Source organism: Virgibacillus dakarensis, from assembly GCF_900155625.1.
Classification (GTDB): Bacteria; Bacillota; Bacilli; order Bacillales; family Amphibacillaceae; genus Lentibacillus_C; species Lentibacillus_C populi.
The window spans coordinates 478,548-495,838 of sequence record NZ_LT732553.1; the positions used below are offsets into that span (position 1 = coordinate 478,548).

18 protein-coding genes are annotated in these 17,291 nt (G+C 40.6%); 14 read left to right on the forward strand and 4 right to left on the reverse strand.

What is annotated here, in order from left to right; translation table 11 throughout:
* Window positions 1-26 precede the first annotated feature (26 nt).
* Window positions 27-941: a zinc dependent phospholipase C family protein gene (locus CZ382_RS02405; protein ID WP_088049640.1), complete on the reverse strand. Its 915-nt coding sequence runs from the start codon at window positions 939-941 to the stop codon at window positions 27-29.
* A 647-nt stretch (window positions 942-1,588) separates the two neighbouring features.
* Here CZ382_RS02405 and fumC point away from each other — a divergent pair.
* Together fumC and CZ382_RS02415 are read left to right on the forward strand one after the other, a co-directional pair.
* Window positions 1,589-2,974 (forward strand): class II fumarate hydratase, encoded by a 1,386-nt coding sequence (gene fumC / locus CZ382_RS02410; RefSeq protein ID WP_088049641.1) that lies wholly within the window; start codon window positions 1,589-1,591, stop codon window positions 2,972-2,974.
* Between the two features lie 233 nt (window positions 2,975-3,207).
* Complete coding sequence (locus tag CZ382_RS02415) at window positions 3,208-3,414, forward strand: alpha/beta-type small acid-soluble spore protein (protein WP_088049642.1); 207 nt, start codon at window positions 3,208-3,210, stop codon at window positions 3,412-3,414.
* Between the two features lie 171 nt (window positions 3,415-3,585).
* Here CZ382_RS02415 and CZ382_RS02420 read toward each other — a convergent pair whose 3' ends face one another.
* Window positions 3,586-4,683, reverse strand: coding sequence for an ABC transporter ATP-binding protein (locus tag CZ382_RS02420; protein ID WP_088049643.1), 1,098 nt, complete (start codon window positions 4,681-4,683; stop codon window positions 3,586-3,588).
* 106 nt (window positions 4,684-4,789) lie between these two features.
* Window positions 4,790-5,674, reverse strand: a complete 885-nt coding sequence (locus CZ382_RS02425) for a PucR family transcriptional regulator (protein WP_088049644.1) — start codon at window positions 5,672-5,674, stop codon at window positions 4,790-4,792.
* Window positions 5,675-5,829: 155 nt separating this feature from the next.
* Here CZ382_RS02425 and CZ382_RS02430 point away from each other — a divergent pair, with 155 nt between their 5' ends.
* Window positions 5,830-6,189 carry a YlbF family regulator gene (locus CZ382_RS02430; RefSeq protein WP_088049645.1) on the forward strand — a complete coding sequence of 120 codons (360 nt, stop codon included), beginning with the start codon at window positions 5,830-5,832 and terminating at the stop codon, window positions 6,187-6,189.
* Between the two features lie 361 nt (window positions 6,190-6,550).
* Window positions 6,551-7,321 (forward strand): enoyl-CoA hydratase, encoded by a 771-nt coding sequence (locus CZ382_RS02435; RefSeq protein ID WP_088049646.1) that lies wholly within the window; start codon window positions 6,551-6,553, stop codon window positions 7,319-7,321.
* 237 nt (window positions 7,322-7,558) lie between these two features.
* On the opposite strand, the gene CZ382_RS02440 is transcribed toward CZ382_RS02435, so the two are convergent.
* Complete coding sequence (locus CZ382_RS02440; RefSeq protein ID WP_088049647.1) at window positions 7,559-7,744, reverse strand: YhzD family protein; 186 nt, start codon at window positions 7,742-7,744, stop codon at window positions 7,559-7,561.
* Window positions 7,745-7,909: 165 nt separating this feature from the next.
* On the opposite strand from CZ382_RS02440, the gene CZ382_RS02445 reads away from it, so the two are divergent.
* From CZ382_RS02445 to yhaM, 10 genes are all read left to right on the forward strand, one after another.
* The gene (locus CZ382_RS02445) at window positions 7,910-8,116 is read left to right on the forward strand and encodes a helix-turn-helix transcriptional regulator (protein ID WP_088049648.1); all 207 of its coding nucleotides are present in this window, start codon (window positions 7,910-7,912) and stop codon (window positions 8,114-8,116) included.
* Window positions 8,109-8,426 (forward strand): DUF2178 domain-containing protein, encoded by a 318-nt coding sequence (locus tag CZ382_RS02450; RefSeq protein WP_088049649.1) that lies wholly within the window; start codon window positions 8,109-8,111, stop codon window positions 8,424-8,426. The genes CZ382_RS02445 and CZ382_RS02450 overlap by 8 nt, the downstream gene beginning before the upstream one ends.
* 58 nt (window positions 8,427-8,484) lie before the next feature.
* On the forward strand, window positions 8,485-9,384 hold the full coding sequence (locus CZ382_RS02455; protein WP_088049650.1) for an ABC transporter ATP-binding protein: 900 nt from the start codon (window positions 8,485-8,487) through the stop codon (window positions 9,382-9,384).
* Window positions 9,377-10,627, forward strand: coding sequence for an ABC transporter permease (locus CZ382_RS02460; RefSeq protein WP_088049651.1), 1,251 nt, complete (start codon window positions 9,377-9,379; stop codon window positions 10,625-10,627). Before CZ382_RS02455 ends, CZ382_RS02460 begins: the two co-directional genes overlap by 8 nt.
* Window positions 10,628-10,772: 145 nt before the next feature.
* Window positions 10,773-11,096 carry a hypothetical protein gene (locus tag CZ382_RS02465; protein ID WP_088049652.1) on the forward strand — a complete coding sequence of 108 codons (324 nt, stop codon included), beginning with the start codon at window positions 10,773-10,775 and terminating at the stop codon, window positions 11,094-11,096.
* Between the two features lie 16 nt (window positions 11,097-11,112).
* A complete protein-coding gene (locus CZ382_RS02470) occupies window positions 11,113-11,340 on the forward strand; it encodes a hypothetical protein (RefSeq protein ID WP_088049653.1) in 228 nt (75 codons plus the stop codon).
* Window positions 11,341-11,418: 78 nt separating this feature from the next.
* The gene (locus tag CZ382_RS02475; protein ID WP_088049654.1) at window positions 11,419-12,663 is read left to right on the forward strand and encodes a metallophosphoesterase family protein; all 1,245 of its coding nucleotides are present in this window, start codon (window positions 11,419-11,421) and stop codon (window positions 12,661-12,663) included.
* On the forward strand, window positions 12,660-15,617 hold the full coding sequence (locus CZ382_RS02480; protein WP_088049655.1) for an ATP-binding protein: 2,958 nt from the start codon (window positions 12,660-12,662) through the stop codon (window positions 15,615-15,617). Before CZ382_RS02475 ends, CZ382_RS02480 begins: the two co-directional genes overlap by 4 nt.
* Before the next feature lie 58 nt (window positions 15,618-15,675).
* Window positions 15,676-16,224, forward strand: coding sequence for a GbsR/MarR family transcriptional regulator (locus tag CZ382_RS02485; protein ID WP_230856060.1), 549 nt, complete (start codon window positions 15,676-15,678; stop codon window positions 16,222-16,224).
* Window positions 16,225-16,321: 97 nt separating this feature from the next.
* Complete coding sequence (gene yhaM, locus CZ382_RS02490) at window positions 16,322-17,278, forward strand: 3'-5' exoribonuclease YhaM (protein ID WP_088049657.1); 957 nt, start codon at window positions 16,322-16,324, stop codon at window positions 17,276-17,278.
* The last annotated feature ends 13 nt before the right edge of the window (window positions 17,279-17,291 follow it).

Genomic DNA, 17,291 nt, shown 5'->3' on the forward strand with positions numbered 1-17,291 from the left:
CGGCTATTTCTATGCGCGCTTTGTCATTACACGATTGGGTCACTATATTTGTTTTCCAAGTTTAATGATAGAGCTTTACCGGTATCATAAGAGATGTTACCGATTAAATCGGCAATCTTTTGTTTTGTATCTATATTACGATCCTGCCAGTAACTGACGATTAAAGTCATTATTTCCACCCCTTCTGCACGTCCTTGCTCATAAAGGTCAATAAACGTTTTGGTACTGGGATCATTTGTGGCAGGATGGCGCCATGTTGTTCCGTTTAAATTCAAATAGTCTGTATCCGTTTTAACTGGCTGATGGGAGTAGGCTGAGACAAGTGATTTAAATAGTGCATTTTTCCAGCCATAAGGATCCGCCAATAACTTTAACGCCAATTTCATATCTCTATAGGACTTTTGAATATAATTTCCGGTTACTTGTTTTACAACCGGGTAGTACGCACGAATTGTCTTATCAAGCAGCTCCACAATGTCCTTGTCTAATGAATGCCCAACATCAATTTCTTTATACACGGGTGCTTTCCATGTTTTTAAATGATGATATTTTTCCATCATTAATGTGTCAATCAATATTTCCAGCCGCTGGTGATCGTTCCCTTTATAACCTGCCCGGTAATGGATATATGGATGTGTATTTCTGTCCAAAATGTGATGGGTGACAAATCCGAACACATAAGCCTGTACATGAGATTTCATCACTTTAGCTGAGCTAATCAAATCCATTAAAAAATCGCCACAATGTTTTGTGTGTAAAGCCATGCCGATATCATGTACCGATTCTTCCTTGATCCATGGCCAAAAATTATAGTAAAAAAATGGATCCGGACCTTGTGCACCAAGCTTCATATATGCCTCATCGTTTGAAAATGGAGTTGGATTTTCAATTGAATCGACAACATCTTCACAAAACAATATGTGTGTCCAAGTATTCGGCATCGAAATTCCCCCCCTCGATTTTTTGATCGGTAAAGAAAGTATAAAAATTTAGGCTCTATTCTGATTGCGTCAGAGTTGGCCATGTCTAGCTCCAGCGCCCAGCAACTAGCAAACTTCACACTCCTTCACTACGATAAGTCAACATCGGTTCGCTTCCAGCTCACCGTGTTTCCTTTATCTCATTGCGGAGTGCTCCAGTTTGTACGTTGCTAAACGGGCGCTTGCGCTTTTCTTAAGACTTCGATGTTGTGTGTGGTTAGTTATATTATAAAAGACATATCAAGCAAATTGGTAAAAAAAGCTTGGACAATTTTGTGCCAATTCAGCATCGTTCAGATTTTCGTTACAAATGCGTGGTCAAAAAGGAGGATAAAAAGGACCGAGAAGTTCGAGGCGGCGTAGCTTTGAGCACCGGAGTGTACATAAAAAGGTACATGAGGAGCGGGCTTGCACAGGACGTGCTGACTTCTGCTGTTGGCGATTGTCGTGGGCGGTTTTAGCAGAAGATCCCCTTCCGCCAAGGAAGAAATTCGATGCGTCATTTTTACCGGACTTTTTGAACATCCTCTACAAATAAATTGTTTTGTAACAAGTGCTATACTAAAATAGAAGGTGATAGTAAAAGGTTTACATAGGAGGCTACACTTATGGAATATCGTATTGAAAAAGATACACTAGGGGAGGTTCAAGTACCTGCTGATAAATATTGGGGAGCACAGACGCAGCGGAGTAAGCAAAACTTTCCTATTGGCGGTCAAAAAATGCCGCTCGAGATTGTCCAGGCGTTTGCGATTTTAAAGAAAAGTGCTGCCAGGGCAAACAGTGAATTGGGCTTAATGGAGAAACAAAAAGCGGAAGCAATCGCTTATGCAGCGGATCTTGTTGTTGCGGGCGAACTGGACGAGCATTTTCCATTAGTCGTTTGGCAAACTGGAAGTGGCACCCAATCGAACATGAATGTAAACGAAGTAATCGCACATGTTGGAAACAAGTGGCTAGGCGAGCAGGGAAGTGAACTGAAACTTCATCCGAATGATGATGTAAATAAATCACAAAGCTCAAATGATACGTACCCAACTGCTATGCATATTGCTGCGGTGTTAAAATTAGAAGATGTTGTACTTCCGGCATTACATGCACTTAAAGATACGTTAAAAGTAAAAATGGATGCATTTCAGGATATAGTGAAAATTGGCCGGACTCACTTACAGGATGCGACTCCATTAACGTTAGGGCAGGAAATTAGTGGCTGGCACCGCATGCTTGAGAAATCAGAAACAATGATTACAGAAAGCTTGCATCATTTAAAGGAATTGGCAATTGGCGGAACAGCGGTCGGTACTGGTCTTAATACACACCCGGATTTTTCAGAAAAAGTATGTACGGCTATTAATGAAGTGACAGGGAAAAACTTTATTTCTGCACCAAACAAATTCCATGCATTAACGAGTCATGATGAGACTGTTTACGCGCATGGTGCGTTAAAAGGATTGGCCGCCGATCTAATGAAAATTGCTAATGATGTTCGCTGGCTGGCAAGTGGTCCACGGTGTGGAATTGGTGAACTGACGATTCCAGCTAATGAACCGGGAAGTTCTATTATGCCTGGTAAAGTAAATCCTACCCAATCTGAAGCTGTGACAATGGTTGCAGTACAAGTAATGGGAAATGATGCAACAATTGGTTTTGCAGCAAGCCAAGGGAATTTTGAATTAAATGTATTCAAGCCTGTGATTGCATACAACTTTTTACAGTCAAGTCAACTATTAGCGGACAGCATGCTTTCCTTTGATGAACGTTGCGCCCAAGGAATCGAACCAAATCAAGAACAAATTGATAACTATTTAACCGACTCATTAATGCTTGTTACAGCATTGAATCCGCATATTGGCTATGAAAATGCAGCCAAAATAGCGAAAACCGCATTCCGTGATAATGCCACTTTAAAGCAAACAGCAGTAAAACTGGGATTGTTAACAGAAGAGGAATTTGACCAATATGTAAATCCGAAAGAAATGACACATCCTAAGTAGAAGTTGGAGATCAGCTGATCGGTAAGTAGCAGCCGATTTCTCCAAAGGGAATCCGTTTTTGACTATTATAAAAAGCTCATCCGAGTTTGAATTGGATGGGCTTTCTCTGTTGAATACAAAATGAGCCTGTCTATACTCCGATAGTTACTCAAATTGCAAGCACAATTTACCAGTGAAAATCTGTGATAAGTTTTGTAGAAGTGCAGACAATATGGTTACAGGAGGTGAAAGACATGGCTAACAACAACAATTCAAACCAATTAGTTGTACCTGGCGTACAACAAGCACTTGACCAAATGAAAACAGAAATTGCTCAGGAATTTGGTGTTAACTTAGGCGCTGATACTACTTCTCGTGCTAACGGTTCCGTTGGTGGAGAAATCACAAAACGTCTTGTAACAGCTGCACAACAACAAATGCAAGGACAACAACCACAATAATGATGGCTGCGGTGAGTAAAAAGCTCACTATCATAAGAGGGATGTCAATTACGGCATCCCTCTATAATTTTGGTGGTATTATTTACTGGAAATCAGGAAACTATACATGAAATTTTTGATAGCAATAGAAACTCTGCTTTTGGTGAGCGTTTTTCACCCGGAAATCGGCAATTAGCGGATTCGCAGTTCTGTTTCCGGGTCAAAGAAGTGCACTTTATTCATATCAAACGCTAAATCGATTCGTTCGCCGCCATTTATGTCTGAACGGGAATCAACACGGGCAATGAAGTCCTGTTCCCCAACTTTCGAGTACAGGTATGATTCTGCCCCCATTAGTTCAGCAACATCAATCGTTGCTGTAATTTTCGTATCTGGTGTGGCATCAATAAATACTGGTTCATCATGAATATCTTCCGGGCGAATTCCTAATACAATATCTTTATTCGTAAAGCCTTGTTCACGCAGGATCTTCATTTTACCCTCCGGAACTTTAATTTTTACATCTCCTAATTCAAATAATCCGTCTTTCAGCTTGCCAGTAAGGAAGTTCATTGATGGAGATCCGATAAATCCGCCAACAAACATATTTTCCGGGTTGTCATAGACATCTTTTGGTGCACCAACCTGCTGGATAATGCCGTCTTTCATGACAACAAGCCTTGTCGCCATTGTCATAGCCTCTGTTTGGTCATGGGTAACATAGATTGTTGTCGTTTGCAGTCGCTGGTGCAGTTTTTGAATTTCGGCACGCATTTGCACGCGAAGCTTCGCGTCCAGGTTGGATAATGGTTCGTCCATTAAAAACACTTTCGCATCCCGGACAATCGCACGACCTAACGCAACACGCTGCCGTTGACCACCAGATAGTGCTTTTGGTTTCCGATCCAAATAAGCTTCCAGACCTAAAATTCGAGCAGCGTTATCCACGCGCTGTTTAATTTCGTCCTTTTTAAATTTGCGCAGCTTCAAGCCAAATGCCATATTATCATAGACGTTCATGTGTGGATATAATGCGTAATTTTGGAAAACCATCGCGATGTCACGGTCTTTTGGTGCAACATCGTTCATTTTCTTGTCATCAATGTATAATTCTCCGCCTGTGATTTCCTCCAGTCCGGCAATCATCCGTAATGTTGTAGATTTTCCACAGCCTGATGGACCGACAAAAACGATAAATTCCTTATCCTGTATATGTAGATTAAAGTCATCTACCGCAGTTGTCTTTTTGTCATATGATTTTTGAATATGTTCTAAACGTAACTCAGCCATTTTTATTCCCCCAATGTAAGCCCTTTTAATATTATTGTATACAATGGCTGCCTAAAAGAAAACGGTAAACATGCACAAAGATTTACAAGGGTTTTGTGCATGCTTGCTAGTCCATGTATTTTTTAGCAAGCAACGCAAGCTGTACTGTCATAGCCTGATGAAATTGCCGGATATCGATTCCGGTTTTTTCAATAAATTTGTCAACACGGTATTGCAAGCTGTTCCGGTGCAGGTATAATTTCTTGGCCGTGATCGAGATATTTAAATTGCAGTGGATAAATGTTTCAATTGTCTGTAATAATTGATCGTCATCGATGACCTCTTTTAAGACAATTTCCGGGATGTTTACGAGAAAGTCATGGTCTGTTCGATCTATAAATAAGTATGGAATTGCATCAATACAGGAAACGACGGCCTTTCCAGTTTGTTCTAATACAATTTTGCCATCTGTCAGGACAGTTTGGTAATATTGCCTTGCCATTCTTAGGTCAGAACAGTATGACCCAACATAAAAGTTAATTTTTACGTATAAATCACTCATCAGCACTTCGACAATTTGTTCATAGGAAATAGTTTCAGGTTTTTCCTCAATGATAATTCCGGAATGTTCATTTTCCCACAAAATCGGCACTTCTCGTGTAAAAATCGCATGAATCGCTTCTTTGAAAGCACTTGGCTCCAGTTTGTTCAGGGGAAAGCAGAAGTAAATAAATCTGTACGCATTTATATTTTTACTATCATCCGGGGGTTCATTATTTTCGATAATCTGTGTCCATTGCTGCTCCTTCAACGTCTTCTGTGGCAGCCAAGTTTTATAAGGTGTTAAAAAAGCGGATAACAGCAACGTATTTTTTTCGGTTAATTCATGCTTTTTAATGCCAATAACCTCATTTTCAGCGGTAATAAACCACTTATATGTGTTTTTATCAACATGGTTTGCATCTGCTAAGGCAGTGAGAGACGGGAAGATAGCTTGTAATTTTTTAATCATAAAAAATCCTCTTTTGCAATGATGGTATGTTTGTTTTTATTATAGCATTAATAGGGGAAAAGGATTGCATAAATTTATACAATTCCTTGAAATGGTATACATGAGGTTATTCGTCTGTTATAGTTGTTTTAGTAAAAAATAAAGGAGGAAGCACATTGCCTAATATTTACGATAGTGCTTACGATTTGGAAAAAGCGATTCGGGAAAGCGATGAATTCAACGATTTGAAAGAAGCTTACGAAGTAGTAATGAATGATGCATCGGCCAAGCAAATGTTTGATAATTTTCGTAACACACAGATGGAACTTCAAGAAAAGCAAATGCAAGGTGAGGAAATTTCAGAAGAAGAGGTTGAGCAAGCACGGAAAGTTGTTGAACTTGTGCAGCAGCATGGTGATATTTCCAAATTAATGGAACAGGAGCAGCGGTTGAATCTGGTTATTAACGATGTTAGCCGGATTATCACGAAACCGTTAGAAGAACTTTATGGTGATCCTGCTCAGCAAGGAGAATAAAATAATACATATGATAGGACCTGCATTTTGCGGGTCCTTTTTTATGAAAAGATAACATTACTCCTCCTACATCACTGCCGATGTTTCACGATTCACTATCGATGTTAGCAAATGTACTGTGGATGTTTCGTGATTCACTGTTGATGTTCGCGCATGTACTGTGGATGTTTTGTGATTCACTGTCGATGTTCGGATATGCACTGCCGATGTTTCGTAATTCACTGTTGATGTTTGCACTCACAACGATTCAAAAAAAACATTAGACAAGATGGTGCTGCCCAGTTTTTCTTGCCATGCAGGATTTAATGCAAGAACCGCGAATATGTATAGAAAGATGGAAGAATAAAAAGGTGGGGTTATCATGAGCACTGTTTTTCATGAAAGCGTTGACGGAATATCCTTTATTTATTTAAATCGGCCTGAACGCTACAATGCACTCAATAAAGAGATGCTTGAAGAGTTACTCAAAGTGGTGGAAGAAACAGAAAAAAGCGATGATCATGTTGTCGTGCTGGCTGGAATGGGCAATGCTTTTTGTGCTGGCGGAGATATTTCGATGATGAAGGATTTTGCCAACAAGGAGTTTTTTGATGATGTCATGAATACAATTGCAAAAATTGCGATGGAATTGTATATGATGCCTAAAATTGTTATTTCCGCTATCCAAGGATCTGCTGCTGGGTTAGGATTAAGCTTGGCATTAACGGCAGATTATGTTGTAGCACAAAGTGAAGCTAAATTAGGAATGCTGTTTATCGGCATTGGATTGGCCCCTGATGGCGGTGGACATTTTCTGTTGCAGGAACGTCTTGGCACACATAAGGCCAAGCAATTCACCTGGGGATTGAAGCAAGTACAAGGGCAGGAAGCGAAGGCAATGGGATTGGTCGATATGATTACTGAGGAAAAAGTGGTAGATTACGCAACAAATTTGGGGCAAAAACTGTTAACCACCCCACTCGTTGCGATGATCAAAACCAAAATGATGTATCATACCAAACAAAAAGATACACTCCACTATTATTTACAGGAAGAGCAGAAGACACAATGGGAGCTGCGCAATACAGGCGATCACAAAGAAGGGGTACAAGCATTTTTGGAAAAAAGGAAGCCGGTGTTCTCCGGGAAGTGAGATAGAAGGACGACTTGAAGTGGTCGTTCTTTTTAGAGTTAAAAGCATATGGTTGTAATAGTTTTAGCATCGTATTAATTTTTTATTAATCGAGTGGTTTTATAAGTGAAAAGAAGAATGGCCAATCGGAAATCCTGCCTACATATTTGTGGTCAGGTAATATGATTGGAATTAACGGGGTCCCTAAAAAGGGAGGGGTCTTCATTTAACATAATGACCATCCCCCCCTTTTTAGTGCTACCGGTGAAACAAAATCAGTTTTGCTTCTGGTGACACACAGCGGTGGGTATGCTCGCTGTAGCCTTCTTCAGCAAGTCGTGCTTCTCCAACTTTTTTTGCTTCATTATCGTTTTCTGCCGTGAAAGATTCATCAAGCAGTTTATCACCGTTTTTGGCAAACACGGTTAATACGTAAGTCCTCATTTTTGAATTACCTCCTGAATGCACTACATTATAGTATTCGATAAAACGAAGTAAAATCCTGCTATCAAAATAAAAAAAGTTTGTAAAGTAGGCTTTACAAAGGGAATGATCTCATGTATACTCTTTGTAAAGTTGACTTTACTTCACAAAAAGTAGGAGATAAAAATGAAAACGTTCATTCGGGAAAAGCGAACGGCGATGAATATGACACAGGATGAGCTTTCACAAAAGTTGAAGGTATCCAGGCAAACGATCATTTCGCTGGAAAAGGGCAAATACAAACCTTCGCTTGTTCTGGCACATAAACTTTCGCAAGTGTTTGGCTGTTCGATTGAAGAATTATTTGTTTTCGAGGGGGAGGAGAATGTTTAGTCAATCTTTTTTGGATGATCCTTATGTAGTTCTGATACTCTTAGGTAATTATGTATTTTTGATCGGCCTCTTTTTCTTTCAGCGTCATATTGGAAAGAAAAATTATCGCTATGATGAACGCTATTACAAAATCCAAAGTCAGGCAAAGGCAAGATCCTGGGATGCCATGCTTGTTATTATGTTAATTGCATGGCCAGTTGTCATTATGTTTGACGGCATTGGGTTTAGCTTTTTTCTGCTGACGGCTATCTATTTGCTTCATAATATTACACTGATGATAACCAGCGCCTATGCAAACAGCAAACATTAAAAAATGAAACCATTATACAAATTAAACGTAACACCTAACGGGGAAGGAGAGAGTAAATTTGACATTATCATTAAAAGAAGTAACAAAACGGTTTGGAAACCATACCGCGGTTGACCACCTGTCACTGGAAATCCCGGAAAAAGAGATGTTTGGATTTCTTGGCGGAAATGGTGCGGGGAAGACAACCACGTTTCGCATGATTCTTGGACTCCTGGATATTACGGAAGGGGAAATCTCCTGGAACGGGGAATCGATCGGCTATAATAAGAGCCATTTAATTGGTTACTTACCGGAAGAACGCGGACTTTATCCGAAATTAAAAGTACGGGATCAAATTATCTATCTTGGAAAGTTGCGCGGAATGACAAAACAGGAAGCGATCACCGAGTTAAAATGGTGGCTTGACCGTCTTAAGGTTCCGGAGTATCTCGATAAAAAGGTAGAAGAATTATCAAAGGGTAACCAGCAAAAAATTCAATTTATCTCTGCGGTTATTCATAAGCCAAAGCTGCTTATTCTGGACGAACCATTTTCCGGGCTTGATCCGGTAAACGTAGAAATGCTGAAAAAGGCAGTTGTCGAATTGAAAGAACAAGGGACATCGATTGTTTTTTCATCACACCGGATGGAACATGTAGAAGAGCTTTGTGAGCATTTATGTATTTTGCATAAAGGGAAGCAGGTTGTTCATGGTTCATTACGGGACATTAAACGTTCGTTTGGCAAGAAAAACTTGGTGATTCATGCAGAGTTTCCGCTTGACTTTTTGCAGGATCATGCTGGTGTTGTGAAATATAAGGCCTTAACGGACGGCTGTGAGCTGCAAATCGAAAATGAGGATGTATCACAAACGATTTTTGCCGAACTTCAAGGAAAAGGATTTATTCGAAAATTTGACCTTGAGGAACCATCATTGAACGATATTTTCATTGAGAAAGTAGGTGCCTCCTATGAATAAATTCTGGATTATTTTATCCCATACGTACACAACAAGGCTTAAAACAAAATCATTTTTAATCAGTACCATTATTTCCTTGTTGTTCATTTTTGCGATTGCCAATATCCAAACAATTATTGATGCGTTTTCCGATGACAGCTCAGAAAAAATAGCTGTTCTCGATGAATCAGGTGAATTGTTCGGACCATTAAAAGCGAATGTAGAAAATATCGAAGAAGATATCGCATTAGTTGCCTTTGACGGAACCGTGGAGGAAGGAAAAAAAGCGGTACAGGATGAAGATTATCAGGCATTAGTTACATTAGCCTTAAATGAAAATCAATTACCAGAGGCTACCTATTACGCAAATACGATTACCGAAGCAGGAATACAAACTGCAATGGAAGAGCAATTACAACAATTAAAAATTTCTGCAGCTACCCAGCAGGCTGGCATTGATCAGGAGAAACTCGCGGAGATTTATGCACCTGTTACATTTGAAACTGTTGCACTGGATAAAAGTGCTAAAACTGGTGAGGAACTCAGTCAAGCACGGGGAATCGTTTATGTCATGTTGTTTTTACTATATATAACCGTTATGGTTTACGGACAAATGATTGCTCAGGATGTAGCGACAGAAAAGTCCTCCCGGGTGATGGAGATTCTAATATCCAGTGTATCACCGGTAACACAAATGTTTGCCAAAATCGTCGGAATTGCCTTATTAGGATTGACCCAAATTGTTTTGATTATTGGAGTAGGCTATGCATTGATAACTGCAAAACAGGATGAATTGACAGGTGGCATGTTCAAGTATTTCGGTATTGAAGGTGCTTCGCTATCATTATTTGTATATGCCATTGTCTTTTTTGTTCTTGGTTATTTGTTGTATGCAACATTGGCGGCTACGCTTGGATCGTTGGTAAGCAGGATTGAGGATGTACAACAACTAATGATGCCAATGATGTTCCTTGTTGTAGCAGCATTCATGATTGCAATGTATGGATTAAATGCTCCGGATGCTAGTTTTGTAAAAATTAGCTCGTATATCCCGTTTTTTAGTCCAATGCTGATGTTTCTGCGTGTTGGCATGCTCGACGTTCCAACCTGGGAAGTCGCATTGTCACTTGGAATATTGATCGCAACGATTTTGCTGCTAGCATTATTCGGGGCAAAAGTATACAAAGGCGGCGTGTTGATGTACGGTAACTCCGGGACATTGAAGGATATGAAAAAAGCGATGAAGCTGGCGAAGAAAGAATAATTATTTTAAGAGGAATGGCCACTGTGATAGTGGTTTTTTCTTTGGGATAAATGTGGATCGGAGAAAGTTGGGATTAACCGGAGGGTGAGAACATCGACCGGAGCATGAGAACATCGGCGGGGAGCGCGAAAACATCGACCGGAGCATGAAACCATCGTCCGGAGAACGGAAACATCGTCCGGAGCGCGAAAACATCGACCGGAGAACGGGAACATCGGCCGGAGCGCGGAAACATCGGCCGGAGAACAGGAACATCTGCCGGAACGCGGAAACATCGACCGGAGAACGGGAATATCGACCGGAGAACAGGAACATCTGCCGGAACGCGGAAACATCGACCGGAGAACGGGAATATCGACCGGAGAACGGGAACATCTGCCGGAACGCGGAAACATCGTCCGGAGCAAGGAAACATCGTCCGGAGCGTGAAACCATCGTCCGGAGCGAGGAAACATCGTCCGGAGCGTGAAACCATCGACCAGAGCGTGAAACCATCGACCGGAGAACGGGAACATCTGCCGGAACGCGGAAACATCTGCCGGAGAACGGGAATATCGACCGGAGAACGGGAACATCGGTTGGAGAATGAAACCATCGTCCGGAGTGCGGCAACCATCGACTGGAGAATGGGAACATCAACGGCAGGGCGTGCCCATCCACTCAAGAACAGATACGTCGTCCGGAATATAGGGACCACAATGAAAGAGAATTAAACTTTTACCTAGCATTTAACCTCGAACGTGCATTCTTATTCCGCCTTTGATAAAATCAGTATAAAAGGTGGTGGTAAAATGCCAGGACAAATTTCCTTCCTTCACGCTGCTGATCTGCATTTGGATAGTCCATTCAAAGGATTGGCACGTGTTCCAGAAGCGATTTTTAAAGAAATTCAAGAAAGTACCTTTATTGCACTAAACCGATTGGCGAACACTGCAATTGATAAACAAGTTGATTTTGTTCTGCTTGTTGGGGATTTGTTTGATAATGAAAAACAAAGCCTGAAAGCACAAATAAGATTACGTGATGTTTTTAAGAAATTAAAGCACCATCATATCAATGTCTATCTGTCATACGGCAATCATGATTACCGGAATGGAAATAAGTATCCGATTGAATATCCGGAAAACGTATTTATTTTTCCGGATGAAACAATTCGTCATTTTACATATGAAAAAAACGGACAGAAGCAAGCAGCGATTTACGGATTCAGTTATGAAAATCGTGCTGTGCACGAAAACAAAGCGAAACAATTCACCATTAACGATGATACCGTTCCGTTTCATATTGCAATGCTCCACGGAAGCTTGCGTAGTAATACGGAGCATGATGTATATGCACCGTTTCATCTGACAGATCTATCCAGCAAAGGCGTTGATTACTGGGCACTGGGGCATATTCACAAGCGGGCTGTTTTATCCGAAAAGCCGCCAATTGTTTACCCCGGTAATATCCAGGGGCGCAATCGTAAGGAATCGGGTGAAAAGGGCTGTTACCATGTTGTGCTGTCTAAATCTGGCGCGAAGCTGTCATTTGTGCCGTTGCATGCACTTCGTTTTAATACGATAACGAAAGATATTTCGCAGTGTAAACAGCCACATGAGCTGGAAACTGTGATTCGCAATACGATTATCGATCGGTCTATTCCAGAAGCTCAATTAATTACACTCTATTTAACAAGTACAAACCCTGTGCATTGGCAATGGGAAACAGACGGGCTTATCGATGATCTAACCGAACTAATAAATGAGTCACTCAGCCAGCAAACGAAATGGGTCTATATTTACCAATGCCGACTGAACAGCACAAGAAATGGAATAGATAAATCAATGGAAGAACAGGGGCAGCATTTTGTTGGTGAATTAATGCGCCATACAGCGAACGTTTCTATTCAGCCGTTTGTGAAGGATTTATATCAGCATAGGGAAGCACGAAAATATCTTGAGCGGATGCAGGATCACGAGGAAGAATCGATCAAAAAGGAAGCACAACAGTACCTTATCCGGGAACTTTTACATAATGGTGGTGAATCACAATGATTGTAACACGGGCAACGATCGATGGATTCGGAAAATGGTATGATCAATCAATTGATTTCTCACAAGACAGCCTTACTTGTTTGTACGGTGAAAATGAATCAGGTAAATCAACGCTTTATCAATTTATTCTGTTTATGTTATTCGGACTGCCACCGAAGAAACGGGCATTTTTCAGACCAAAAACAGGTGCCAAAATGGGTGGAAGGCTTACGATTTATGACGAAGAAATAGGTGAGTATACGATCGAACGGTTCGATGCGGCCAGGAATGGGGCGGCACTATGTTATACCGGCGACGGAAATAAGCATGATGAAGAATGGCTTAAAAATCGCCTGCAAGGGATGACTTTTCCAACCTATCAGTCCATCTTCTCCTTTTCTGCAGCAGATTTATTTGTATTAAACGAAATGAAAGAAGAAGATCTGGGAGATGTTTTACTGAGTATTGGGTTAACCGGGTCCAGAAATATCCAAGCGATTGAAAAGCGTTTAGACGCACAATTGGCTGAATTATTTAAGCCTTACGGGAAAAAGCCGATAATAAATAAGCAAATTGCAACGTTAGATGAATTACATACTAGCTTATCGGCGTATGAAAAGGATGAAGCAGCTTACCGGGATAAGAAAGAAAAGCTGGATACATTGGAAACGGAGATTGGACGATTGAAAATTAAACTGCACGAAGAAAAATCTTGCCTTTCCGCTATCGAAAAAAAGCTGCATGCATTGCCACTGATTCATCAATACCATCATTATGCAAAACAATTAGCAGTGTTCCCGGACGCCATTCCATTTCCTAAAGATGTTAGGGATCGCTATAATGTGGTGAAGGAGCAGCTCTTGCCTTTACAAAGTGAGTATTCCGGATTAGCAGCAAATTTGACGAAATACCGGGCGAAAACCGAGCAGCTAAAAGAAACCCAGGCTGATGAAGCAACATATAAGCAGGTGAAACAGCTTTTGGAGCAATCGGCGGCGTTTCTGGACATAGAAAAAGAGCTGAATAAACTTCGTGAAGCGCAAAAACAAAAAGAAATGCAAATAACGACGTTACTTAACCAATTAAACACCGGTATTACATTACCAGATTTAGCATCGATCACATTAACCTTTCATACGGAGGAAACTTGGAACAGTCTTGCCGGTGAAACCAATCAACTGGAATTGGAATGGAACCAGCAGGAAGAAGAAGAACGTGTTGCCAAAAGACAGCGGGATGAATTACAAACCCAGCAGGAAGAACTAAAATCACACCTGCTGCCAGAGCAGCGTGTCGGGGAATTAACCGCAACCATTCGTGCCTATCAGCAACAAACCGATATGATGAATGATACGAGCAACCAACGGGAATGGCAACAAATGAAAAGCGGGAAGGAGAAATCTGCCAATACTATTTTAGCAGGAAGTCTAATCCTTGCGATGCTTAATGGTATCGGTTTATTGTTTTTTGATAATAAACCGATGCTTGGTATTATGTTAATTACTTTGATCATCGGTTTTGGCCAGTGGTTCTTTAGAAAACACTCGATAAAGGAAACGGAAAGGATGCTACAATGGAGACAAGCACAATTCCCTGAACCGGCGATAACCCAGAAAACATACGAAGAAGCGGAATCCCTGCTTGCTTTTCATACGAAGAACGAAACCGATCTGGCTGTTATTCAGGATCAGCTCCAATCAGTTGACGTACAGTTTTTAAAATTATCGGAGCGGCGGAATGCGTTAGATGTAAAGCAAGACCGGATCAACCAGCAAATGGAGCAGCAATATGATAATTATCCTTTTCTCCGCGATATAGACATATCCTATTGGGTGCCATTTTATCATTCGCTGAAAAACATTTTGCAGTTGCATGAGGAAGCTGGACAAATGGAGCACCAACAATCGAAATTACGTCAAAAAAAAGCTGCACTTGAACAAAACATAAACAGGTTTTTTCAGGAACGAAATGGGGAAGCATTAAGCGGAAGTGTTGAAGCGAAAATGATCATGCTGGAGAACCTTGCAAGGGACTACCAGCAAGCAAATGACCTTATTGCTCAATATAACGGCTGGATTAAGGAGAATATAGAAGAACAGGAAATAGTCGAACAAAAAATGGCCGTCTATCAAAAGGAACGGGAACGATTATACCAGGCAGCGGATGTTAAAACGGAGGAAGCTTTTTTCCAGAAAGCGAAAGAATGGGAAGAGAAACAGAAAATCAGTACAAGACTTGCCGAGATTACCGATCAGCTGCTATCCATTTTTGCCGAGGAAGAATTGGAACGAATTAAGACGGAATTATTAATAGAACACGAGCTTAAAGAAGAACAGGAGACACATACTGCCGCGATCCAACGCATTGAATCCGAACTCGACGCAAAACGGCAGGAACTTGCAGATCGAAATGCCGATTTAGCAAGGATGGAATCGTCTGTTACCTATTCCAGTACACTGCACCGCTTTTGTATGGAACAGGAGCAGTTAGCAGAATTGGCCAGAAAGTGGGCGGTGTTAAAGACAGCGAAAGAATTGTTAGCCGATACCAAACGAAATTACCGTGAAAAATATATAACCAAGGTCATCGAAAAGACATCTGCTTACTTTGCCGAACTAACCAATAACGCGTACAAAGAGGTGTTTGCTCCAACTGAAGGGCAGCTTTTTCAAGTAGTATCGGCAAATGATATCCACTATACGGTGAATGAACTGTCACAAGGAACAACCGATCAGCTCTATGTATCATTAAGAATTGCGATAAGCGAAGTGATGAGTGAAAAACATCGACTGCCATTTATTATTGATGATGCATTTGTTCATTTTGATTTATATCGGACAAAAAATATCATGCGGATTTTAACGAAGATCGCCGAAAGTCAGCAAGTAATTCTATTAACCTGTAAAAAAGATCTAAAAGATACGGTTTATAATGGTGAAATTGTCTATTTAGAAAATACTGTTCGCATTTCTTGATAAATAATGATAAACTATTTCCAGATTAATGATTAATAACCTTGTGGAGGGAAATCCATTGGCAGAAGAACATGTATCAAAGGATTGGGAAAAATATGAAGAAACAATTGAAAAATTCATTCAGGTTATTGCTAAAAATATGAATTTATATGGTATCACTTCCTCAGTTGGACGGTTATATGGTGTATTGTATTTTGCGGATAAACCGTTGACATTGGATGATATGCGCGAGGCACTGGAGATGAGTAAAACAAGTATGTCGACAGGTGTCAGGGCATTGTCGGAAATGAAAATGGTTGAATCCACATTTAAAAAGGGAATCCGTAAAGATCTATACCAGACAGAGGATGACTGGTATAAATCATTTACCTCCTTGTTTGGAAACAGATGGCGTCAAACCACGGAAACAAATATCGAGGAAGCGGAGGAAACGATGGAGGAATTAGAAGCAATTCTCCTGCAAACAAATGATGCGTCATTAAAAGCAAAGATCAATGAAGATATGGAACGACTGCGCTACGCACAAAACTATTATAAATGGCTGATGAAATTTATCCAGGTAGTTGAATCAGGCAAAATCTTTGAATACATTCCAAAAAATAAATAAAACAGCTGTAAACTGAGATTGACATAAAAACAAACGACTTTCTGCAATATGTTTGAGTCAATCTTTTTCTTTTACACTTATGGGGGAGGATTTTAATATGAACAAGAGTGTCAATAAGGGGATTGGCTATGCTGGTATAGGAGAGAAAATAGATGATTTTCTTCTAATCAAAGAAGCAACAAGAGGTGTCGCAAGTAACGGGAAACCGTTTCTTACTTTGATTTTGCGTGATGCAACAGGGGAAATCGAGGCAAAACTATGGGATGCTACAAAAGAAGATGAAGAAATATTCGTGCCAGAACAAATTGTCAGGTTGAATGGTGAGATTAATCAATTTCGTGGCAAACTGCAATTGAAAATTATGGCAATACAGCCAGCCCAGCCGACAGATGATGTACACGTCTCGCAATTTGTCGAAAAAGCCCCCGTTCATCGCGATGTATTGATGGAAAAACTTACGGAAGCGATTTTTGAAATGAAAAATCCGGCAATGCAGCGAATTGTCCGAGCGTTTATTAAAAAATATCAGGAACCTTTGTTAACCTATCCGGCAGCATCGAAAAACCACCATGAATATGTTTCCGGACTGGCACATCATATAGTCAGTATGCTTGCCTTGGCAAAGGAATTCCATACATTGTATCCGGAGATTAATAAGGACTTATTGTATTCCGGAATTATCTTGCATGATTTAGGAAAACTGAAAGAGTTGTCGGGTGTCGTCACAACCACGTATACAATCGAAGGAAAACTGCTTGGCCATATTCCAATGATGGTGGAGGAAATCGGGCGTGTCGCAAATGAACTGCAAATTGAAGGGGAGGAAGTGCTGATTCTTAAACACCTCGTCTTAAGCCACCACGGCAAAGCAGAATGGGGGAGCCCTAAACCTCCATTAGTTCGTGAAGCGGAGATACTTCATTTAATTGATTTAATCGATGCGAAAATGAATATGCTCAATCGGGCATTAACTAAGGTGAAACCCGGGGAATTTACCGAAAGACTATTTGCGATGGACAATCGCCAATTCTATAAACCAGTTTTCGATGAATAAAATGAAACTTCAT